The organism is Cloacibacterium sp. Arc13, from assembly GCF_041431305.1.
Taxonomy (GTDB): Bacteria; Bacteroidota; Bacteroidia; order Flavobacteriales; family Weeksellaceae; genus Cloacibacterium; species Cloacibacterium caeni_B.
In genome coordinates this window covers 50,739-74,676 of sequence record NZ_JASMRM010000008.1, presented here as the reverse complement: position 1 = coordinate 74,676, position 23,938 = coordinate 50,739, and the positions used below count along the sequence as shown (strand labels likewise).

The 23,938-nt window shown below is 32.8% G+C and carries 19 protein-coding genes; 14 read left to right on the top strand and 5 right to left on the bottom strand.

The features are described from left to right. Positions 1 to 3 precede the first annotated feature (3 nt). Entirely contained in the window at positions 4 to 513 is a 510-nt protein-coding gene (locus tag QO190_RS07715; RefSeq protein ID WP_371462278.1) for a DUF2480 family protein, read from the bottom strand. Between the two features lie 101 nt (positions 514 to 614). Here QO190_RS07715 and lpxB point away from each other — a divergent pair, with 101 nt between their 5' ends. The 13 genes from lpxB (at position 615) to QO190_RS07650 (ending at position 19,655) form a co-directional block, all read left to right on the top strand. Beyond that, positions 615 to 1,721 carry a lipid-A-disaccharide synthase gene (gene lpxB, locus QO190_RS07710; RefSeq protein WP_371462277.1) on the top strand — a complete coding sequence of 369 codons (1,107 nt, stop codon included), beginning with the start codon at positions 615 to 617 and terminating at the stop codon, positions 1,719 to 1,721. Continuing rightward, positions 1,718 to 2,185: a DUF1569 domain-containing protein gene (locus QO190_RS07705; RefSeq protein WP_371462276.1), complete on the top strand. Its 468-nt coding sequence runs from the start codon at positions 1,718 to 1,720 to the stop codon at positions 2,183 to 2,185. Before lpxB ends, QO190_RS07705 begins: the two co-directional genes overlap by 4 nt. A 139-nt stretch (positions 2,186 to 2,324) precedes the next feature. Next, positions 2,325 to 5,030 (top strand): phosphoenolpyruvate carboxylase, encoded by a 2,706-nt coding sequence (locus tag QO190_RS07700; RefSeq protein WP_371462275.1) that lies wholly within the window; start codon positions 2,325 to 2,327, stop codon positions 5,028 to 5,030. Between the two features lie 115 nt (positions 5,031 to 5,145). After that, positions 5,146 to 6,924, top strand: coding sequence for a ComEC/Rec2 family competence protein (locus QO190_RS07695; protein ID WP_371462274.1), 1,779 nt, complete (start codon positions 5,146 to 5,148; stop codon positions 6,922 to 6,924). A 100-nt stretch (positions 6,925 to 7,024) separates the two neighbouring features. Next, on the top strand, positions 7,025 to 7,687 hold the full coding sequence (locus QO190_RS07690; protein WP_069800732.1) for a succinate dehydrogenase cytochrome b subunit: 663 nt from the start codon (positions 7,025 to 7,027) through the stop codon (positions 7,685 to 7,687). A 13-nt stretch (positions 7,688 to 7,700) separates the two neighbouring features. Next, positions 7,701 to 9,713, top strand: a complete 2,013-nt coding sequence (locus QO190_RS07685) for a fumarate reductase/succinate dehydrogenase flavoprotein subunit (RefSeq protein ID WP_371462273.1) — start codon at positions 7,701 to 7,703, stop codon at positions 9,711 to 9,713. A gap of 22 nt (positions 9,714 to 9,735) precedes the next feature. Beyond that, positions 9,736 to 10,506, top strand: coding sequence for a succinate dehydrogenase/fumarate reductase iron-sulfur subunit (locus QO190_RS07680; RefSeq protein ID WP_213195303.1), 771 nt, complete (start codon positions 9,736 to 9,738; stop codon positions 10,504 to 10,506). Between the two features lie 147 nt (positions 10,507 to 10,653). Beyond that, positions 10,654 to 12,156 carry a TlpA family protein disulfide reductase gene (locus QO190_RS07675; RefSeq protein ID WP_371462272.1) on the top strand — a complete coding sequence of 501 codons (1,503 nt, stop codon included), beginning with the start codon at positions 10,654 to 10,656 and terminating at the stop codon, positions 12,154 to 12,156. A gap of 118 nt (positions 12,157 to 12,274) precedes the next feature. Next, entirely contained in the window at positions 12,275 to 13,684 is a 1,410-nt protein-coding gene (gene rlmD / locus QO190_RS07670) for a 23S rRNA (uracil(1939)-C(5))-methyltransferase RlmD (protein WP_371462271.1), read from the top strand. A gap of 85 nt (positions 13,685 to 13,769) precedes the next feature. Next, on the top strand, positions 13,770 to 16,289 hold the full coding sequence (locus QO190_RS07665; RefSeq protein ID WP_371481291.1) for a zinc-dependent metalloprotease: 2,520 nt from the start codon (positions 13,770 to 13,772) through the stop codon (positions 16,287 to 16,289). Between the two features lie 164 nt (positions 16,290 to 16,453). Continuing rightward, positions 16,454 to 16,927 (top strand): DUF6452 family protein, encoded by a 474-nt coding sequence (locus QO190_RS07660; protein ID WP_371462269.1) that lies wholly within the window; start codon positions 16,454 to 16,456, stop codon positions 16,925 to 16,927. Beyond that, positions 16,893 to 17,543 (top strand): DUF6048 family protein, encoded by a 651-nt coding sequence (locus tag QO190_RS07655; protein WP_371462268.1) that lies wholly within the window; start codon positions 16,893 to 16,895, stop codon positions 17,541 to 17,543. Before QO190_RS07660 ends, QO190_RS07655 begins: the two co-directional genes overlap by 35 nt. A 129-nt stretch (positions 17,544 to 17,672) precedes the next feature. Further along, positions 17,673 to 19,655: a M43 family zinc metalloprotease gene (locus QO190_RS07650; RefSeq protein WP_371462267.1), complete on the top strand. Its 1,983-nt coding sequence runs from the start codon at positions 17,673 to 17,675 to the stop codon at positions 19,653 to 19,655. Between the two features lie 67 nt (positions 19,656 to 19,722). Here the strand turns inward: QO190_RS07650 and coaE are convergent, their stop codons facing one another. The 4 genes from coaE to ruvB are packed head-to-tail and all read right to left on the bottom strand — an operon-like array spanning position 19,723 to position 23,393. After that, positions 19,723 to 20,343, bottom strand: coding sequence for a dephospho-CoA kinase (coaE, locus tag QO190_RS07645; RefSeq protein WP_371462266.1), 621 nt, complete (start codon positions 20,341 to 20,343; stop codon positions 19,723 to 19,725). 18 nt (positions 20,344 to 20,361) lie between these two features. Continuing rightward, positions 20,362 to 21,228, bottom strand: coding sequence for an MBL fold metallo-hydrolase (locus QO190_RS07640; RefSeq protein WP_371462265.1), 867 nt, complete (start codon positions 21,226 to 21,228; stop codon positions 20,362 to 20,364). A gap of 44 nt (positions 21,229 to 21,272) precedes the next feature. Continuing rightward, positions 21,273 to 22,355 (bottom strand): WG repeat-containing protein, encoded by a 1,083-nt coding sequence (locus QO190_RS07635; protein WP_371462264.1) that lies wholly within the window; start codon positions 22,353 to 22,355, stop codon positions 21,273 to 21,275. Between the two features lie 15 nt (positions 22,356 to 22,370). Next, the gene (ruvB, locus tag QO190_RS07630) at positions 22,371 to 23,393 is read right to left on the bottom strand and encodes a Holliday junction branch migration DNA helicase RuvB (protein ID WP_371462263.1); all 1,023 of its coding nucleotides are present in this window, start codon (positions 23,391 to 23,393) and stop codon (positions 22,371 to 22,373) included. A gap of 136 nt (positions 23,394 to 23,529) precedes the next feature. On the opposite strand from ruvB, the gene QO190_RS07625 reads away from it, so the two are divergent. After that, a complete protein-coding gene (locus tag QO190_RS07625; protein ID WP_371462262.1) occupies positions 23,530 to 23,889 on the top strand; it encodes a four helix bundle protein in 360 nt (119 codons plus the stop codon). Positions 23,890 to 23,938: the final 49 nt, after the last annotated feature.

Here is a 23,938-nt window from a genome sequence, read left to right as displayed (position 1 = left end):
TTTTTAATTTTTAAAAATTGGGACATTAGAACAAGCTTCACCGAACATGAGCGATTTTACAATAGGTTTCAGTTTTTCTACCAATTCTATGTAAGCATTTTCGGGAATGTCTTCTTCGCTGCAACCTTTTACGAGAACGCGTTTTGCTTCTAAATCTGCGAAATTATAATGAGAAATTGCTTCGTGCATTAAAACCACTTCTAAATCTTTTTTGGTTCCGTAAACTATCTTTTTAGCAACTCCGGTAAGTTTGGAAGTGATGAGGAAATAAGCCCAAATCGGAACAATAGCGTCTACCGAACAATAAACGTAAACAAAGGCGTCACGATAGATTTCAGAGTCTATTTCTGCAACTTTTTCGCGGAAATCTTTTTCTTTCAAAATCATTTCCATGAAAAGAAATTCTTTCAAATCTATTCCAATTCTTTTGCCTTTAGGAGAAAGTTCTGATAAATCAAAATTCACCAAACCGCTTTCTGCTACTTTATTTTTTATTTCGAAATCTTGTGACATTTTTTATTATTATCTTTGAGCAAAATTAAGTCAAATTTTTAGAATAAAAATTTTTAGTCCATCTGAAAATCTAAAATCTAAAATCTAAAAAATCTAAAATCTTGAAATACTATATCATCGCAGGAGAAGCATCAGGAGACTTACACGCTTCTAATTTAATGAAAGCCATTTTACAGAAAGACCAAAATGCAGAATTCAGATTTTGGGGAGGAGATTTAATGGCGAAAGTTGCGGGTGAAAAACCTGTAAAACACTATAAAGAACTCGCTTTTATGGGCTTCTTGGAAGTGGCGATGAACCTTAGAACGATTTTAAAAAACATAAAACTTTGTAAGGAAGATGTTAAAAATTATCAACCAGATGTTTTGGTCTTGGTAGATTATCCAGGTTTTAATTTGAGGATTGCAGAGTTTGCCAAAAATCTTGGAATAAAAGTAGTTTACTATATTTCTCCACAATTATGGGCTTGGAAAGAAGGCAGAGTAGAAACCATCAAAAAATATGTAGACGAAATGCTGGTGATTCTTCCTTTCGAGAAAGATTTTTATAAAAAACATCAAGTCAATGCGCATTTTGTGGGGCATCCATTGCTAGATGCGATTTCTGATTTGCCAGAAATTTCTGTTGAAAATTTCAAAAAGGAAAATGGCTTAAATGAAAAAGAAATTATTGCACTTTTACCCGGTTCTCGAGAGCAGGAAGTGGAAAAAATGTTGAGTTTGATGCTATCGGTTAGAGATTCTTTTAAAAATTATCAATTTGTAATTGCAGGAGCGCCAAGTTTATCTAAAGAATTTTATCAAAAATTTGTAGATGATGATGTGCATTTTGTTTCCAATAAAACCTATGATTTATTGAGATGTTCTAGAGCAGCTTTGGTAACTTCGGGAACGGCAACTCTAGAAACAGCTTTGCTGAATGTTCCGGAAATTGTGTGTTACCGAACCAGTAAAATTTCTTACGAAATCGGGAAACGTGTGGTGAAAAATATCAAATTTATTTCTCTGGTGAATTTGATTATGGATCGAGAAGTGGTAAAGGAATTGATTCAAAATCAACTCAATACAGAAAATTTAGTTGATGAACTTCAAAAAATTCTGGAAGGGCCAAAACGTGACAAAATACTTCAGGATTATGAACTTCTCAGAGAAAAATTAGGTGGAAAAGGAGCAAGTAATCACGCTGCAGAAATTATTGTTAATCTATGATGAAAAAAATAATTGCACAACTCGCAGAAATAGAAAATTTAAAACAATTTTCCCATAAAAATGCTCCTGAAATTTCAGAAGCGAGTATTGGTTGGCATTTAGAACACTCGCTTTTGGTGATTTCTAGAATTTTGGAAGGTTTACCACTTTCTCATCCAGAAAAATATCAACCTAAATTTTCTTGGACAAAATTTATGGTCATGACTTCGGGATATATACCTAGAAAAAAAGGAAAAGCTCCGAAATTCACTATTCCTACAAATGAAAACTTTCTAGAAAATATAGATAATTATCTAAATTCCGTTAGAGAAAATTTGCAAATGATTAAGAATCTCCCTTCTCAATCTTATATAGAACATCCTTATTTCGGACATTTAGATGTAAAACAAACTTTAAAATTTTTAAAAATTCATACTCAGCATCATCTTAAAATTGCAAAAGACATACTGGCTAAATCTCATTAGAGAATTTTAATGAAGAATAAATGATAAATAAAAGAGTAACAATAGGTTGCTCTTTTTTATTTTGGAGTGATAAGTTTCAGAGTAGTTTCTTCATGTTTTAATCAATTTCATTGCGTAAATTTGTTAAAAATTAAGAATTATGGCTTTTAACGAAAAGGATTATCAGAAAATTTCTACGGACCGTAAATTCATCATTGATTGCTATACAGAAATGTTGTCTAGAATTAATGAAAAGGAACTAGTAGATTTAATCAACAATTCAGAAGAAGGGAAAAAGTTCGAAGAAAATGAATTGTCTAGTGAGAAAATTATACAATCATTAAGTATCTATTTTCAATTGATGACATTGGTAGAAGAAAACGGAGCTACACAATATAGAAGAAGATTAGAAGACCAAGAAAAAATCACTGCAATTCGTGGTTCATGGGGAGAAGCATTCCATTTTTGGAAAAATTCTAATGTGACAGAAGAAGATATGCTGAACGCGGTTTCTGCTACACATGTTATTCCTGTTCTTACTGCGCATCCTACTGAAGCAAAAAGAGTTACGGTTATAGAATTGCATAGAGAATTGTACTTGCTTTTGGTGAAAAAAGAGAATACTTCTCTCAGTAAATTGGAGCAAAATGAAATTAAAGAAAAAATTATTCAGCTTCTAGAAAGATGGTGGAGAACAGGCGAAATTTACCTGGAAAAGCCAGACATTAAAGACGAAAGAGCAAATGTTTTATATTATCTTACCAAGATTTTCCCGAATGTTTTGGTGAAAAGTGACCAAGAAATCATCAATTCTTGGATTGAGTTAGGGCTTAATCCTCAGAAAATTAAAAATCCAGATTATTTTCCGAAAATTAATTTTGGAAGTTGGGTTGGTGGTGACAGAGATGGTCATCCTTTTGTAACACCAGCAGTGACTAAGGAAACACTTTTGCTTCATCGAAAAGCTGCATTAACATTGATTAAAGAAGATTTAATTCATTTGGCTAAGAAAATTTCTATTTCGGCGGTGTCTAATCCTGTTCCTTTTCAGCTTTCTGAAATGATTCAGGAGAAAGTTTCTGCATTAGGTGAAATGGGCAAAAAAGCAGTTGAAAGAAATCATTATGAACCGTGGAGACAATTCGTGAATCTTATGATTTGTCAACTAGAAAATACCATTACAGAAAATTTTGAAGATTCTAAAACCTATTATAAATCTAGCAAAGCGCTTCAAGAAGATTTAAAAAATTTAAGAGAAGTTTTGGTGCAAAATGGTTTCCAAAGCATTGCCGAAGATTTATTATTCTCTGTAGAAAGAGCGGTTCAATGTTTCGGATTTCATTTGGCTAAATTAGATATTAGACAAAATAGCGCTTTCCATGATAAAGCTATTTCGCAGATTCTTAAAGCCAGCGGTGAAACAGATTATGATTTCGAAAACTGGGAAGAAGAAAAAAGAGTAAATTACCTGAACCAAGTCTTGAGCAACAATGCTTTTATTACAGATGTTACCATTTCTTACGGTCCAGAAGCAGATAATGTTTTAGATTGTTATAGGGTCATCCGTCAGCATATCAGTCAATACGGAGCAGAAGGAATAGGTTCTTTTATTGTAAGTATGACCAGAAATTTAAGTGATTTATTGGTGGTTTATCTATTGATGAGAGAAACTCAACTTCTTAACACCAAAATAAGAGTAGTTCCACTTTTGGAAACTATCGAAGATTTACAAAATGGTTCAGAAATTTTAGAAAAATTCTTGCAACATCCTATCACAATTAGCAGAGCTAAAAATTTAGATGGAAAACAAGAAGTAATGTTAGGTTATAGTGATAGCAATAAAGATGGAGGAACCATTGCAAGCAAGTGGAATCTTCATAAAGCAGAAATTGCCTTATCAGAAATCGGTAAGAAACATAATACCGAAATTTATTTCTTCCACGGAACTGGTGGAACCATCAGTAGAGGTGGTGGTAAATATCATCGTTTCTTAGAAAGTATGCCAGAACAAACCGTTTTTGGAACGGTGAAAATTACAGTTCAAGGCGAATCTGTAGCGCAACTTTTCGGAAATCCTATGACAGCGAAATATAATCTCAATGCACTTTCATCTGGAACAGCAAGACATATTATTCAAAATAAATACAAAACCGAAAAACCACAATATCCATTTGAATCTATGGAATTTCTGGCTCAAAAATCCTTTGAACATTATAGAAATTTAATAGAAACTCCAGGATTTATCAATTTTTATGGAAAAGCAACGTGCATAGATGTTTTAGAGAAAAGTAAAATAGGTTCTAGACCAGCCAGAAGAACGGGAACCAGAACATTGCAGGATTTACGTGCGATTCCTTGGGTTTTCAGCTGGAATCTTTCTCGTATTGCACTCACAGGTTGGTACGGTTTAGGTGAAGCGCTCAAAATTTTGAAATCAGAAAAACCGCAAGAATATCAAAAGTTAAAAGAAGCGGCTCAAAACTGGAATTTCTTCAAATTTTTAATGATTCAGACCGAGACCAATCTTATTTTGTCTAATCTAGAAATTATGAAAAAATATGCAGAATTAGACCCAAATGAAGAAGAAAGAAACCTATTGATGGATAAATTTCTTACCGACCATCAAAATGGAGTTCAGCTGATAGAAGAATTGTTCGGTGAAGCTGCTCTGGAAAGAAGAAGCGGACAATATGATAACTTGAAATGGAGAAACCAAAAACTAGATGTTTTACACCATTTACACCTTCATTATCTACAACAATGGAGAAATTTAGATGACGAAAATAAACTAGAAAAAGACAAAATTCTCAATAAATTATTAAGTTTAATCAATGCTATTTCTAGTGGTTTGAAAAACACTGGATAAGAGTATAAAATTCCTTAAATGTAACGTTTAAGGAATTTTTTTGTTTAAAAATGGAGAAAAAGAACTTACAAGTTCAATAAATTTTTATATTTGGTTAAATTAATAGTCAAATCGCATGAACAAGCAACCACTTTTGATTTTGTGGATTTGTTTTATTTTCGGGATTCTTATTTCCGAAAAGTTGAGCTTGTCAACGGTTTTAGTCAATGTGTTTTTGAGTTTTAGCTTCCTGTTTTTAGTTTTTAGCTTTTTAAAAATTGATTTTTTCTTCAAAATCAAAGATTATGTATTGGCAATTTTCTTTTTGGTATTAGGAATTTTTGCGCATGAACTCCATAATAAAGAACAAGTTTTTCCAAATTTTCCTAATTCTTCGGAAGTGGTTTTTACTTTGGATAAAAAGCTGAATTCCAACGAGAAAAATAAACGCTACGAAGTCAAAATTTTGAAAGTTAATGACGAAATAAACCATTTAGGTTTGGTTTTGTCGGTTCCAAAAGAAGAAAAGGAACTGGATTTCAAACATTTTTATAAAGCCGAAATTTATCTCAACAAAGTAAAACCGAATGCGCAGGATTTTGGATTTGATTATCAAAAATATCTTGATAGAAAGCAGATTTATTTTCAAGGATATGCTCCTAATTCTTTTCAAGTTGCGGAGAAAGAAAACCTTACTTTGTCCGAAAAAATTAAACAAAAACGCTTAGAAGTTTTGCAAAATATTGACCAAGCAAAACTTTCTGAAAAATCTAAAGAATTTACCAAAGGAATTATATTGGCAGACAGAACAGAAATGGACCGAGAAACGGTAGAAGATTTTAGCAAATCTGGATTGGTGCATATTTTGGCGATTTCAGGTTCGCACATGGCAATTATTTTTTGGTTGATTTTACTGCTTATGAAACCAATTTTTCCTGCAAGTTTTAGAAATGTTCCGATTGTTATTTCTTTGATATTCATTTGGCTATTTGCAATTTTTATAGATTTTGGAAGTTCTGTGATTCGTTCGTGTATTATGATTTCTGCGTATTATTTCTATGTTTTATTACAACGAAAACCAGATTTGTTACATGCAATGGCGATTTCTGGTTTAGCGATTTTGATTTTTGACACGAATCAACTTTTTGATGTGGGATTTCAATTGAGTTTTATTGCGGTTTTCGGAATTTTTTGGCTCAATGAACCGATTTTGAAATATTTACCAAAGCCTAAAAATACTGTTCAGAATTTTTTTGTGAATGTAATTTCGATTAGTATTGCTGCGCAAGTGGCGACTTTACCATTGGTTATTTATTATTTTCATCAATATTCTCTGATTTCGGTTATTGCGAATCTGGTGGTGATTCCTTTTTCTGAAGTAATTATCGTTTTTGCATTGTTGATGACCATTTTGTTGGGTTTTGGCTTCGATATTTCTTGGTTAAATGCTTTTTACGATTATGGAGTTCAACTGGTTTTGAAAGTGATTCATTTTTTCGCTAGCCTTGATGTTTTCTTCTTTAAAAACATACCAATGCATTGGTCAGAAGTCATCGTTCTTTTTCTTATGATTTATTTTTTGAGGAGATTTTTAACACACCATCATTTAAAATCACTCATCAAAGTAGGATTTTTGGTCATTTTATTTTTAATGCTTAGAATAGGATTTAACTACTATGAAAATTCTAAATCCGAAATCTTAGTGCACGAATTTTTTAAAGAAAAAATAATTTCTGTTAAAGAAAAAGATAAAGTAGTCTTTTTTGTGAAAAATTCTAAAAATTTAGAAAAGCAGAAAAAATACATCATAGAGCCTTATTTGGTTGCTAGAAGAGTGAATGATTTTAAAATTATCTTTGTTCCTCAAAACGTAAAATCATTAGTAATAAATAAGAAAAATTATAAACTAGAATAATTTATTTAGAATAGTTATAAACTGATAAACATGACATTTGTCATACTTTCAAACGTTAACAAATTCTTAATTTTGTGAAAATTCAAAAAATAAATAAACAATGGCAGGATTAACTCAATCTACAATTGGTAGAAAGTTTTTAATGGCGCTTTCAGCAATGTTTTTGCTTGTCTTTTTGTTGATTCACTTGTCGGTAAATTTACTATCGATATTTAGTGAAGATGCATTTAACACAGCGTCTCATTTTATGGGATACAATCCTTTAATACAATTTGTGATGCAGCCGGTTTTAGTAGCGGGTGTTATCTTTCACTTTGTAATGGGCTTCGTTTTAGAAATGAAAAACAAAAACGCAAGACCAGTAAAGTATGCTGTAGCAAATAACAGCGGAAATTCTAGTTGGTCTTCTAGAAATATGATTATTTCTGGAGCAGTAATTTTAGCTTTCTTAGGACTGCATATGTATGATTTCTGGATGCATGAAATGAATTATAAGTATGTAGAAGCTCTATCAATCAATGAAACAAGATATTGGGAAGAGTTACATGCTAAGTTTGCAGATTTATGGAGAGTGATTTTTTACGCAGTTTCTTTTGTTTTATTAGGATTGCACTTATCACACGGTTTCCAATCATCATTCCAATCGATTGGAGCGAGACATCCTAAATATTTAAAATGTGTAAACACTTTAGGAACTTGGTATTCTATTTTAATTCCGCTAGGATTTATCGTAGTAGCTGTATTTCATTTCGTAACTCAATAATTTACATAATATTATGAGCAAATTAGATTCAAAAATTCCAGCAGGTCCTTTAGCAGACAAATGGAAAAATCATAAAGCACACATGAATTTGGTTGCACCAAATAACCGTGATAAAATAGATATTATTGTAGTAGGAACTGGTTTAGCTGGTGGTTCTGCTGCGGCAACTCTTGCAGAGCAAGGATATAATGTAAAAGCATTTTGCTACCAAGATTCACCAAGAAGAGCACACTCTATTGCAGCTCAAGGTGGTATTAATGCAGCTAAAAATTATCAAAATGATGGTGACTCTGTTTACAGATTATTCTATGATACCATCAAAGGTGGAGATTATAGAGCAAGAGAAGCTAACGTACACAGATTAGCAGAAGTTTCTGCAAATATCATTGACCAATGTGTAGCACAAGGTGTTCCTTTCGGTAGAGAATACGGCGGTCAGTTAGATAACCGTTCTTTCGGTGGAACTCAGGTGAAGAGAACTTTCTACGCAAAAGGTCAAACAGGTCAGCAATTACTATTAGGTGCATATTCTGCAATGAGCCGTCAAATCGGTAAAGGTAGAATTAAAATGTACAACCGTCACGAAATGATGGACTTAGTAATGGTAGATGGTAAAGCTAGAGGTATTATCGCAAGAAACTTAGTAACAGGAGAAATCGAAAGACATTCTGCTCACGCTGTAGTGATTGCTTCTGGTGGTTACGGAAACGTATATTTCCTTTCTACTAACGCGATGGGTTCTAACGTTTCTGCAGCTTGGAAAATTCACAAAAAAGGAGCGTATTTCGCAAATCCTTGTTTCGTACAGATTCACCCAACTTGTATTCCAGTTCACGGAACACAACAGTCTAAACTGACTCTGATGTCTGAATCTCTTAGAAACTCTGGAAGAATTTGGGTTCCTAAAAAATTAGAAGATGCTCAAGCAATCAGAGAAGGAAAACTTAGACCAGAAAGTATAAAAGAAGAAGATAGAGATTACTATTTAGAAAGAAGATATCCTGCATTCGGTAACTTAGTACCTAGAGACGTAGCTTCTAGAGCTGCTAAAGAAAGATGTGATGCTGGTTTCGGAATCGAAAATAATGATACTAAAGAAGGTGTATTCTTAGATTTCTCTACAGAAATTATGAAAAAAGGTAGAGAAGCAGCGACTGAGAAAAATATTCACAATCCTTCTGAACAACAAATATATGCTTTGGGTAAAAAATGGGTGGAAGAAAAATACGGAAACCTATTCCAAATGTATGAGAAAATTACAGCAGACGATCCATACGTAACTCCTATGAAAATTTATCCTGCAGTTCACTATACCATGGGAGGAGTTTGGGTAGATTATAACTTAATGAGTACTATTCCTGGTTGTTTCGTAATTGGTGAGGCTAATTTCTCAGACCACGGAGCAAACAGATTAGGAGCTTCTGCTTTAATGCAAGGTTTAGCAGACGGTTATTTCGTATTGCCTTACACGATTGCAGATTATCTTTCTGCAGATATCAGAACAGGACAAATTCCTACCAATTCTTCAGAATTTGAAGCTGCTGAAAAAGAAATTAAAGATAAAGTAAACTTCTTCTTAACCAATAAAGGAACTCATTCTGTAGACTACTTCCACAAAAAACTAGGAAACGTAATGTGGAACAAAGTAGGTATGGGTAGAACTCCAGAAGGTTTAGCAGAAGCAATTAAAGAAATAGAAGAAATCAGAAACGATTTCTGGAAAAATGTAAAAGTTCCTGGCGAAGCAGATGGAATGAATACAGAACTTGAAAAAGCATTCAGAGTGGCAGATTTCTTAGAACTGGGTCAATTAATGGCGAAAGATGCTCTCGAAAGAAAAGAATCTTGTGGAGGACATTTCCGTTGGGATCACGCTACTCCAGAAGGTGAAGCAGAAAGAGATGACGAGAACTACAAATATGTAGCAGCTTGGGAATACAAAGGTTATGATATCAACGCCGAAGTATTGCACAAAGAAGAATTGGTGTACGAGAATATTGAAGTGAAAACGAGAAGTTATAAATAATCTCCATAAAATAATTTAAAAAATGAGTGCAAAAAAAGGATTAAACCTGACTCTAAAAATTTGGAGACAGAAAAATAATAAATCAAAAGGTCAGTTCGAGACCTACAAAATATCAGATGTTTCTACGGATTCTTCTTTCCTTGAAATGCTAGATATGCTAAACGAACAATTGGTAAATAACGGAAGCGAACCAGTAGCATTCGACCACGATTGTAGAGAAGGAATCTGCGGTATGTGTTCATTGTACATTAATGGTAGAGCTCACGGTCCAGATACAGGAATCACAACTTGCCAATTGCACATGAGAATGTTCAAAGATGGCGAAACTATCACTATTGAACCTTGGAGAAGTGCTGCGTTCCCAGTAATCAAAGACTTGGTAGTAGACAGAAGCGCATTTGACAGAATTATGGCTGCAGGTGGTTTCGTTTCTGTAAATACTTCAGGAAATACACTTGATGCAAACGCAATTCCAGTGCCTAAAGAAGATGCAGATAAAGCAATGGATGCTGCAGCCTGTATTGGTTGCGGAGCTTGTGTTGCTACTTGTAAAAACGGTTCAGCAATGTTATTTGTAGGAGCTAAAGTTTCTCAGTTTGCTCTTTTACCACAAGGTAGAGTAGAAGCAAATAGAAGAGTACTGAACATGGTAAAACAAATGGACGAAGAAGGCTTCGGTAACTGTTCTAACACAGGTGCTTGCGAAGTAGAATGTCCTAAAGGAATTTCTCTAGAAAACATCGCTAGAATGAACAGAGAATTTCTTGCGGCTAAATTTACTACTGTAGATTAACCTTATAAATGAAATAATTTAAAAATCACCTCTTTCTTTGAGGTGATTTTTCGTTAAAACTTTCCCAAAACACAAAGTTTTTTTCTGCAAATAAAACTAAAAGTATATTTTTGCGTGATTAAAAACAAAAACAACTTTTTTAAAGAAATGAAAAAATATTTTTTATTATTCTTATTCTCCATTTTATTGCTATCATGTTCTAAAGGTGGCAAAGTAACCATAAATGGTAAAGTGACTAATGGCTCACCATTAGAAAGATTAGAAATTATAGATGCTTCAGGAATTGCAACTTTACCGCTTGCTAATTTTGGCGTAGATGCCAAAGGAAATTTCTCAGAAACCATAGAAATTCCTAGAGATGGAGTTTATGTAATTACTTACGCAGGAAACACAGGTTTTCTTTATCTAAAAGGTGGTGATCAAGTAAATCTTGATTTTGAAGCGATGCTTTTCCCTCAAGGAATGAAAATTACTGGTGATGCTAAAGGAAATACAGAATACTTAATGGAATCTCAGCAATTCATTAACCAATATATGTCTAAATTAGACCAATCTGTTATTTCTAAAAAAGAAGAAGATTTCCTAAAAGAATTAGAAAAATATAAAGGTGATATTACCAAAAAAATGGACGAAATCGCTAAGGTGAAAAAGCCAGACAGCGATGTAGAAAAATTCAATAAAAGAGAACTAGATGTAACTTTATTGATGATTTCTTCTCAGTACGAAAGCATGCATGGTCCAGCTACCAATGATCCAAAATACAAAGCAGGAGCTAAATTATTAGATTTCCAAAAAGGTCTAGAAAACGAAAGTTATGTAGAAGATATGCCTAATTACAGAAACTATGTTATCAGTAAATTAAGTGCAGGTTTCCAAAAATTCTTCGAAGGACAAAAGAATGCTGCTCCGACTTCTAATGTGCAAATGTTCTCTAAATTCTTAGACACCCAAAAAGATGTTTCAGATAAAACTAAAGAATACCTTCTTGCTGCGGTAGCTGCTCAATATGATTTAAGAGAGCCTGCTAATCCTAAATTACAAGAAGTTTTCAAATTTTTAGATACTAAAATCAAAAATTCTGCAATCAAATCTGAGTTGAAAAATTTAGAAGAAGCTATTTACGGAATTGAGCAAGGAACTGATGTTTCTGGTTTAAATTTAGTAAAACAAGATGGTGCTAAAACAACTTTAGCAGATCTTAAAGGAAAACCTACAGCATTAGTGTTCTACGCTTCTTGGAATCCTTACATCACAGAAAGCACAATGCCTGTTCTTAAAGAAATGGTGAAATTCTATGGTTCAAAAATGAATTTTGCTTTCATTAACTTAGATGATACTCAAGACCAATTCGTGAAAACTTCTAAAGCGATGTTTACAGGAATTCAAGGGAATAATTATTATGCAACGGGTGGTATGAAATCTGAAGTTGCTAAGAAATTTGCTGTTTACGGATTTAAAATGCCAAGTTTCATCATCATTGATAAAGACGGTAAAATTTCTAGTAAAACTTACTTAAATATCGCAGACCCAGCTCTAGTAGATGGATTGAACAAAGCTTCTGGTTTACAAGCTCCAACTGGAATTCCTCAAACTCCAGAAATGATGGCTCCACCAATTGAGCATTCTGCAAATGATGGTCACGGTCACTAAAAAAGATAAAAATATCATATCAAAAAGCGGACTAAAGTCCGCTTTTTATTTTTTCAAAATTTATGAAAATCAACAAACACACTGAAAATTAGTTTTAAAACATTAATTTTGCATCGTTATGAGTAAGAAAAAGAAAAACATTATTTTAGAAAATATTAAATTAATTACTGCTGGTGCAAAAGGTGTAGCCGTGGGAAAAACTGAAGAAGGAAAAACGGTTTTAGTTTCTGGTGCGGTTCCGGGTGATGTAGTTAATGCCAGAGTGAAAAAATCTAAATCTAAATACTTCGAAGCAGAAGCCATAGAAATTTTAGAAAAATCACCTTACAGAGTAGAGCCGAAATGTATTCATTTTGGAGTTTGTGGTGGTTGCAAATGGCAGAACCTTTCTTACCAAAAACAACTCGATTTCAAGCAAGAAGAAGTTTATAACAATATCAAACGAATCGGTGGAATCGAAAATTTTGAAACCTTACCTATTCTCGGTTCAGAGCAAGAATATTTCTACAGAAATAAAATGGAGTTTTCTTTTTCTAACGCTCGTTGGCTTACTCAATACGAAATCAGTTCCGAAGAAAATTTCGGGAATAAAGATGCTTTAGGATTCCATATTCCAGGAATGTGGAGTAAGATTTTAGATTTACAAGAATGCTTCCTTCAAGAAGCGCCATCTAATGATTTAAGATTAGCTGTAAGAAATTACGCCATCGAAAATGGTCTAGATTTTTTTGATGTAAGAAATCAAGAAGGCTTTTTGAGAACTTTAATGCTTCGTCAAAACTCTCAAGGAGAATGGATGGTTTTATTCCAATTGTATAGAGAAGAAAAAGAAAACAGAGAACAATTATTCGATTATATTTTAGAGAAATTCCCGCAAATCAAAACATTGGTTTTTGCCATCAATCCGAAACAGAATGATTCTATTTATGATTTAGATGTGCAAACGTATTTTGGCGAAGGTTTTATTTATGAAGAAATGGATGGTTTGAAATTTAAAATCGGGCCAAAATCTTTCTTCCAAACCAATTATAAGCAAGCGCTTAATTTGTACAGAAAAACACTAGAATTTGCAGAAATTTCTGAAAATGATGTGGTTTATGATTTGTATACAGGGACAGGAACGATTGCGCAATATATTGCCAAAAAAGCAAAATACGTAATCGGGATAGAATCGGTGCAAGAAGCGATTGATGCAGCAAAAGAACATGCTAAACTCAATGGTTTGGATAATTGCGAGTTTTATTGTGGCGATATGAAAGACGTTTTCACAGAAGAGTTTTTAGCCAATCATCCAAAACCAAATGTTTTGGTTACCGATCCGCCAAGAGACGGAATGCACCAAAAAGTGGTTGAACAAATTCTGAAATTAGCACCGCCAAAAATTGTCTATGTTAGCTGTAATTCTGCTACTCAAGCTAGAGATTTAGCACTGATGAAGGAACATTATGATGTGGTGAAGATTTTGCCAGTAGATATGTTTCCGCAGACACATCATGTAGAAAATATAGCGCTATTAATAAAAAAATAACTAAATTGGGGGTTCGAAACAGAATCCTCAATTTTTTTATCTTATAGTTGAGGTATTTTAACCAAATAAAAATTTAAAATATCGAATGAAAAATGTACTGAATTTGTTTTGCGCATTGTCATTAATGATGTCAGCGAGCGCATTTTCTCAACAGAAAGACAGTGTGAAAGTAGATGTAAAAGCTAAAAAAGACACCGTAAACACTGCAAAACCAAAAGACAAAAAACCAGAAAAAATTCAACCTTTCGAGAAAGTAATTACCAACAAAGCAGTTAGCGATGAAGGTATTATTACGGTGCATAAGGTAGAAGACAAATACTATTTCGAAATTCCGGATAAAGCACTGAAAAAAGAATTTTTGGTAGTCACCAGATTGACCAAAGCTGGTGCTGAAATGAGAATGGGAACAGTAGGTTATGCCGGAGATCAAATCAGTCAAAACGTTATCAGTTTCGAGAAAGGGCCAAATGATAAAGTGTTTTTACGCTCTATTTCTTACGTAGATTATGCTAAAGATTCTACCTCTGCAATGTATAAAACAGTGATGAGAAATAATGTAAATGCTATAGAACAAGCTTTTGACATTAAAGCTTTCGGTAAAGAAAAAAACTCTACAGTGATAGATGTTACAGATTTTATCAATGCAGATAATGATGTGGTTTCTTTTGATACTCGTTTCAAGAAAGGATTTAGAGTAGGCGCTTTTCAAAAAGATAAATCTTTTGTCAATTTCGTGAAATCTTTTCCTACCAATATCGAAATTAATACGACTAAAACCTACAACAGAAGTGCAGGAGAAGCTTCGCCAATTCCAGGTGCTCCAAAACCAGAAGTGAGCGGAAATTATACGGTAGAAGTCAATTCTTCAATCATTCTTTTGCCAGAAAATAAAATGCAGGCAAGGTATTTCGATCCTAGAGTAGGTTATTTTACAGTAGGTTATACCGATTTTGATGAAAATCCTCAAGGCGTAGAAAGAGTTTCTTTGGTGAAAAGATGGAGACTGGAACCCAAAGCAAAAGATTTAGAAAAATATAAAAGAGGCGAATTGGTAGAACCAGAAAAACCAATAGTTTTTTACATAGACCCATTAACTCCGAAAAAATGGATTCCCTATTTAATTCAAGGAGTGAATGATTGGCAAAAAGCTTTCGAAAAAGCAGGTTTCAAAAACGCGATTTATGCAAAAGTTCCGAATGCAAAAGAAGATCTAGAATGGAGTTTAGAAGATGCAAGATTCTCGGCTATCGTTTATAAACCTTCAGATGTTCCTAATGCTTCTGGTCCTTCAATTGCAGATCCTAGAACTGGTGAGATTTTAGAAAGTCACATCAATTGGTATCACAATGTGATGAAATTGTTGAACGATTGGTATTTCGTACAAGCGTCACCGAATGATCCTAGAGCTAGAAAAGTAGATTTTGATGATGAATTAATGGGACAATTAATCAGATTTGTTTCTTCACACGAAGTAGGTCATACCCTTGGTTTGAGACATAATTTCGGGTCTAGTTCTACGGTTCCTGTAGAAAATCTTAGAAATAAAGCTTGGTTAAAAGCCAATGGACACACTCCTTCAATCATGGATTATGCGAGATTTAACTACGTTGCACAACCAGAAGATAATGTAGGAGAAGCTGGATTAATGCCAAGAATTGGTGATTATGATGATTGGGCAATAGAATGGGGTTACAGAAGATTTTACAACTATAATTCTCCAGAAAAAGAAAAAGCTCATCTTAATAAATGGGTGATGGAAAAATTACAGAATCCAAGACTTTGGTTTGGTACAGAAACCAATCCTTATGATCCGCGTTCGCAGAGCGAACAAGTAGGAGATAATCCTATGATTGCTGGAAAATACGGAGTGAAAAATCTTCAGCGAATCATGGAAAACATAGAAGCGTGGAGTACAAAACCAAATGAAGATTACAGCAGTCTTAATAATAGATTTACTCAAGTTTCTGGTCAGTTTGCTAGATATTTAGGTCATGTTTCTAAATACATTGGTGGCGTAAAAGAAACGCCGAAAATGGTGGAACAAAAAGGAGCTATTTATGAATTGGTTTCTAAATCAGAGCAAAAAGAAGCTTTGAAATTTTTATCAGAAAATGTATTTACCACTCCAAATTGGTTGTTAAAAACTTCTGTTTTAACCAAAATAGATAAATCGCCTGTAGAAGTGGTAGAAAATCTTCAAAAAACAGTGCTCAATAGAGTTTTAAGCGAAGGTGTTTTGAATAAATTATACGAAGGAGAATCTTTAGATGCTAATGCTTACGCTGTGTATGATTATCTTCAAGATATTAAAAACAGTGTATTTTCTGAGTTGAAATCTTCTTCTAAAATTGATATTTACAGAAGAAATTTACAGAAAAATTTTGTAGAAACTTTAATTGCGAGAACTCAAGCAAGTAAACCAAGCACTGGTAGAAATGCTGAGACGATTTCTGATAACTCTGATGTGAAATCATTAACACGAGGAGTTTTAAGAGAAATAAAAGCAGATGCTTCTAAAAATGCACAAAATGCACAAGATGCAGTGACCAAATATCATTTAGAAGATTTGGTTTATAGGATAGATAAAGCTTTAGAAGTAAAATAATTCAAAAATAAAGTTCATCATTTCCAGAAAATGGTGAACTTTGTTTTATAAAAGAGATTTTTCTAGAAATTTGAAATAAGAAAAGTCAAAATAGTAAGTTAAATATCTGAAACAGACTTTCATATTACTAGGAAGTTTTCAGAATATTATTTCCTCGTTAAAAAATGAAAAAATTAATCTTTCCCTTTTTGATTTTAGGGTTTTTGCTCACTTCTTGCGAAAACGATGACGATGTTTGCGTAAGCGGAGAAGCTACACCTCGACTAAAAATTAAATTTAAAAGTGCAGATAATAAAGTGCTGACTCTAGAGTCACTTTATTTAGATGTAGATTACGGTAATAATAATATTTTAACGGTTGTAGAAGCTACAAAAGTAGATTCCGTATTGGTTCCTATTCGGGTAGACGATGCAGGTTTTACTGAATTATATGTTAGAAAAACTAAAAATGGCAAAGTTTCTAAAATAAAACTGAATTATAATACCACTTCTGAGTATGTTTCGCCAGCTTGTGGTTTCAAAAGGCTTTACCAAAACCTTACTGGAACTCTAGAAACTGCCAATCCAGTCACTAAAGTAGAACTCAATCAAAATCAAATTATCAATGAAAACAAAGCTCACCTTTATCTTGTTTTTTAGTTTTTGTTTGGGTTTTTCTCAAGAGAAAGATTCAGTAAAAACCAAATATCAATATAAACCTAATTTTACTGTAGGAGTAGATGTGCTAAATGGTGCATTATCTGCTTTTAGCGATAGAAAATTATTTCAAGGATATGTTTCTTCTGAGATTAAGAAAAATCTTCATGCCGTTTTAGATGTAGGTTTTGAAAAAAATATTTATCAAAAAAACGGTTATGATGCTACTGCAAATGGATTTTTCGGAAAATTAGGAGGGTATTACATGCTTTCTATGGATACCGAAAATCCTGATAATGGTTTTTATGCAGGAGCAAAAATGGCCGCAAGTTTTTACAATCAAGAGTACAAAAAAGTTCCCATTCGTGGTTTTGGTGGGAGTGACCAATATCTTGCCTTTCCATCAGTGAATCAATCTGCATATTGGTTAGAAGGTTTTGCAGGAGCAAGAGTTCAGTTGTTTAAATCTAATTTATATGTAGATGTGAATGCGCAGCCAAGATTTTTATTTTATTCTACCAAACAAGAAGAAATGAAACCCATGATTGTGCCTGGATTTGGCAAAAGTTCTACTAAGTTTAATGTAGGTTTTAGTTGGAATTTAGCGTATCAATTTTAGCAAGTTTTTATTGAGATTGTAAAAATGTTACTTTTTTTTAAAAAAAATGTAATTTATTTTAAATAATTGAATAAAAGTGTATAACTTTGATACCCTTTAAAATTAAAAAAATAATTAAAATTTATGTAGATGAAGAAAATTCTATTCTTTCTAATGGCTGGATTATTATCAATAAATATCTCGGCTCAGACAAAAAAAACAAGTAAAATACTTAGCAAATCTCCCAACGGATATATAAGATGTTATTCTACTGAATACGAAAAAAGTATACAGAAAAAAAACAATAGAAGAGCTAGTACAGACGTTTTTGAAAATTGGATTGCTACCAAAATTTCAAAACAAAAAACCTTTAATCAAAGAATTACCGCAGTAAGAACAATACCAGTAGTTGTTCATGTAGTCAACAAAGGTGAGGAAGTAGGTACAGGTACAAACATAAGTGATACGCAAGTTATCTCCCAAATTACGACACTTAATAATGATTACAGAAAAAAGTCTGGAACAAGAGGTTTTAATACCAATCCAGTTGGTGCAGATGCCAATATTGAATTTGCACTCGCGGTAAGAGATCCTAATGGAAATCCTACAAATGGAATTGATAGAATTTCTTTTAATGTTAATTCATGGACAGATACACAAATAGAAGCTGTTTTAAAACCTAGTACAATTTGGGATCCTACAAAATATTTAAATATTTGGGTTACACCTGATGTAATTACAGATATTGGTGAAGTTTTAGGGTATGCTCAGTTTCCTGAAGCAAGTACATTAGATGGATTAAATTATCCGCCTTTTACAGCAAATACAGATGGAGTAGTCATTGGACATCAATTTTTTGGAAATTTGGATTATGATGATGGTAGTTTTAATTTAGATTCTACCTATGGCTATGGAAGAACTGTAACTCATGAAGTAGGTCACTGGTTAGGATTACGTCACATTTGGGGAGATGAAGATTGCGGTACAGATTACGTAGCAGATACTCCAATTCATAAGACTGAGAACTATGGATGTTTTACACATCCTAAAGTAAATACTTGCTCACCTCCTACAGCAGACGAAATGTTCGAAAATTACATGGATTATACAAGTGATACATGTATGAATATTTTCACAATTAACCAAGTTGATAGATTTAATGCCGTTTTAGCTAATTCACCAAGAAGAAAAGAATTATTAACTTCTGATGCATTAACACCTGTTACATTGTATGCTAATGATGCAGAATTAAAATTTAGTAATGTAAATGTAGAAGCATCTACAACTTGTAAAAAAGCTACAGCAAATGTAAGGTTAATTAATAGAGGAACCTCTAATTTAACTACTGCAATAATCTCAATCAATGATGCAGGTACTAATTACAATCAAAGTTGGTCTGGTAATTTAGCTCCTAATAAAGAAACTTTAGTGCCAATAACTTTATTAGGAACATCATTATCTAATAATGTCACAATTGGTGTTTCTTCTGTGAACGGTAATGTAGATGCTAGAAATACTAACAATGCAGATTCTTTTAGTTATGAGTTTTTAGCGGCTCAGAACTTTGCTTCTTCTACCGTGAAATTAGAATTGCAATTAGACGATTATGGTTCAGAAACTTCTTGGGAAATAGTAAATAGTGAAGGCATAGTGCTTTATTCTGGTGACTCTTATGGGGATGTAGAAAATCCAGCAGTTAAAAAATTCACCTTCAACTTACCTAATAATTCTTGCTATACTTTTAAAATTTATGATACCTATGGAGATGGTTTTTGCTGTGATTATGGTAATGGATATTATAAACTTACAACTGATTCAGGTGTAGTTATGGTTAATCAAAATGCATTTAATAAAGACAAAGAAATATATCCATTTATTTTGGGAACTTTATCTACCCAAGAGAATAATAAACTTGGAGTAAATATTTTCCCTAATCCTGTAAACGATGTTTTAAATATTACCAAAGTATCTAATAATGCTACTTTTACCATTTATAACGTTGCAGGTCAGTTTATTTCAAAAGGAAAAGTGACCCATAATAAAGTCAATGTTTCTTCCCTTGCAAAAGGAGTATATTTCATCGAAGTTTCTGAAAAAGGAGCAACTTCTAAAATGAAATTTATCAAAAAATAACATTGTAGGATATAAAAAAGAAAACCTTGAGTTCATCTCAAGGTTTTCTTTTTTTTTAAATTAGAATTTACAAATCCATTCGTTGCAACTCGTCTATAACTTGATGAGTAAATTCCTTTAAAGACTCTAAATCAGTATTATTTTGAATCACAAAATCCGCTAATTTCACTTTGTCAACTTCAGGCATTTGTTTATCTATGATTTCTTTTACTTCTCTGTACGTTCTGCCATCTCTATCCATCACTCTTTTTATTCTGATGTTTTCATCAGCGGTAACCAAAATAGATTGATAGCAACTTTCATTCAATTTTAATTCAAAAAGCAAAGCCGTTTCTTTAAAAACAAATTCAGCGTTTTGAGCATTTACCCAATTTTCAAAATGAATTTTCACCGCAGGATGAATAATTTGGTTCAGTTGTAAAAGCAATTCTTGATGATCAAAAACCTTTTCTGCCACAAATTTTCGGTTGTATTTCCCGTTTTCATCATAAGATTCTTCGCCAAGAAGTTCGATGATTCTAGACTTTAGATTTTCGTCTATATTCACCAATTCTTTAGCCCAAAAATCAGAATCATACACAGGAAATCCCAACTCTTCTATAAATTTAGAAACCGTAGATTTTCCACTTCCAATTCCGCCTGTAATTCCAATAATTTTTTTTCCAGTATGTAAACTTCCAGCTTCCATCTTCTAACTTCCCGCAAATTAATACCCAAAAACTTCGTTAAAACTGAACGTTTCATCTAGCTTCACGCCTTTTTCAGTCATTTTCAGACTTGCCAATTCATTGTGAGCATCGTGTTCGAAGAACAGTAAATATTCATTCTCTACACATTGTTTCAGAAATTTTCCTTTTTCTTCCATGGTAAGAAGCGGTCTCGTGTCATATCCCATCACATAAACTTGCGGAATATGTCCCGCTGTTGGAATGAGATCTGCTGCAAAAACAATCGTTTTTTCTTGATATTGAATTACAGGAAGCATTTGTTTTTCGGTGTGTCCGTCTACAAAGATCACGTCCATTTTCAAATCTGGAGCAAAACCATAATTTCCAGTTTTTGGAGTAGGCAAAAATTGTAATTGTCCACTTTCTTGCATTGGTAAAATGTTTTCTTTCAAGAAACTTGCTTTTTCTCTTGGATTAGGTTCAGTTGCCCATTGCCAATGATTTTCGTTCGTCCAAAACTGCGCGTTCTTAAAAGCTGGTCTGTAACCAGATTTATCATCATTCCATTCAATGGCGCCACCACAATGGTCAAAGTGAAGGTGTGTCAAGAAAACATCGGTAATATCTTCTCTTACAAACCCGAATTTTTTTAAATTTTTATCTATAGATTCGTCTCCATAAAGCGAATAATGCCCGAAAAACTTCTCATCTTGCTTATTTCCTAATCCACAGTCTATTAAGATGAGTTTTTTGCCATCTTCCACCAAAAGAGAACGAGTCCCTAGTTCGATTAAATTTTTAGAATCTGCAGGATTAGTACGTTCCCAAAGAGATTTCGGGACGACACCAAACATAGCACCGCCATCTAATTTAAAATTTCCGCATTGTATAGGATAAAGTTTCATATAAAGTGTGATTTTGTGCTAAAATTAAAGAATTTTTTCGAGGTTTAGTAAGTAGTTGTGATATAAAATGAATTTCCAATTTTTTTAAATATAATACTTTTTTGAGAAAATTTTCTTACACTTTTATCGTCCTTATTTTCAATTTTTGAAGTGAATCTTACATCAATAGAAATATCTCTAGAATCTTCATTAAAAATATTTTCATTAAAATAATCAACACTATATTTGTTTTTGATGTAATCATCAAAAAGTTTATTGATATTTTTGTTAAATCCTTTTGTTATAAAATCCTTTTTGTCAATGATTACTGAACTTTCTTCTATTTGTAGTTCAATACTATTGTTAAAATACTTACCTATAATTCTTCCATTAGTTTTGAAATCTGGTAAAAATTGGGTTTCAAACCATTTTTTAAAGTCTTTTTCAGGACTATAGAAAGAGTAGATATTACCATCATTTCCTTTATAGGAAGTATAGATGTCAGAATCTACATTTTCGTTAAGTTTAAAGTTTTTATAAACATTATTGTAATCAATAGAATTTGTGAAATTTTCCTTTGGGATTTCGAAAAGTTCTTGATTATTTGTATTAATCATTATTGTTTTGCCTTCCCAAGACCAATGTTCACAATTTGGATATTCTGGTTGTTTTTCATTGTTTTCTTTCCAACATTTTCTCACTCCATCTTTCATAATCATTGCAAGTCCATTGTGAAAATCTCCTGCATCATTATAAATAGCAGGAATTACAACTTGCCCATTTTTATCAAAAAACCCAACTTTATCTGTTTTAGAATCTCTAAATTTTATTTTACCTTCTGATTCTTCAGCAAAAGTGAAATCAAAAATATAAATACTGTCTTTTCCAAATTTTTTACCTTCCTTATTGAGATAATATTTTTCTCCACTATAATTTTTGGCGTATTCCCATACAATAACTACATCTTTAAATACTTTTGAATTAGTCATCGCTAATTCAAATTTGGGTTCAATTCTTACTTTTCCTTTTGCGTCTTTATACCCAATTTTTGTAGAATCAGAATTATAAAAGGTATACCAATTAGTATCTTGCTGAGAAAAATAAAAACTAGAAATCAATAAAAGAAATAATTGAACGATATTTTTCATAAATTTTTCTTTAATCTAAAACAAACTATCAGGCCTTCTTGGAATAGAAATTCCTAAATGTCTGTACGCTTTTTCCGTTACTTCTCTTCCTCTTGGAGTTCTGATGATAAATCCTTCCTGAATCAAAAACGGTTCGTAAACTTCTTCCAAAGTTTCAGGATTTTCGCCAATAGAAGTTGCCAAAGCAGAAATCCCAACGGGTTTCCCTTTGAAATTTTCTATCATTACGCGCATAATTTTATTGTCCATATCATCCAATCCATATTCATCTACATTCAGAGAATTGAGAGCAAACTTGGTAATTTCAATTTCAATTTCGCCGTTTCCTTTAATTTCTGCAAAATCTCGAACTCTGCGTAACAATGCATTTGCAATTCTCGGAGTTCCTCTGCTTCTTCTTGCAATTTCCAGAGCTGCATCTTCATAAATCGGAACGCCCAAAACTCTTGCACTTCTCTCAATAATCATTCCCAAAAGTTCTATCGTGTAATATTCTAATCGAGATTGAATCCCAAATCTTGCCAACATTGGTTTTGTGAGCATTCCAGAACGAGTAGTAGCACCAACTAATGTAAAAGGATTCAAACCAATTTGTACCGAACGAGCATTTGGACCTGTTTCCAGCATAATGTCGATTTTATAATCTTCCATGGCAGAATACAAATATTCTTCCACCACAGGCGAAAGTCGGTGAATTTCATCAATGAAAAGCACATCGTTTTCTTCCAAATTCGTTAAAAGACCTGCCAAACTTCCTGGTTTATCTAAAACTGGCCCCGAAGTAATTTTACAATTTACGCCCAGTTCATTGGCAATAATATGCGCCAAAGTAGTTTTTCCCAATCCTGGAGGTCCGTGTAAAAGTACGTGGTCTAAAGCGCCACCTCTATTTTTAGCAGCCGCCACGAAAACCTCTAAATTATCCAACGTTTTTCTTTGTCCCGCAAAATCTTTAAAACTTTGTGGACGAATCTGTTCTTCCTGCATTAATTCCTCATCAGAGAAATTTTCTTTATCTGCGTGTAAAAAATCTGGCATCAGTAATAGTACTTGTTATGTTCAAAGGTAATAAATTTTAGGTAAAGGCAAAGGCAAAGGTAAAGTTTGAGAATGTTAATAATTTTGTTGTTGAAATAAATTAATTCTATTTTTGTTAAAATAAAAATTCTAAAAAATGTTTAAGGATTTTACTGAAATGCCAGTTTGGCAAAAAGCGATGGAAATCGCTGTAGAGTGTTTTTTCCTTTCGGAGAGATTGCCAAGAAAAGAAGATTACGGATTAACTTCGCAGTTGAGACGTTCAGCAGAAAGCATTTCGGCAAACATAGCAGAAGCATTTGGTAGAAGAAGTAACAAAGATAAAAGTAGAGTTTACGATATTAGTAGGAGCGAAGCTTTTGAAACAAAAAATCATTTAATTTATGGAAATAAAGTTCAATATTTTACAGACGAAGAACGCAAAAAATTAATTGAAGAATTAGATGTAGTAATCTATGAACTCAATAAAATAATCAATTATCTCAATCGTGATTAAAACTTCTAAGCCTCAATCTTTACCTTTGCCTTAACCTTTACCTCAATCA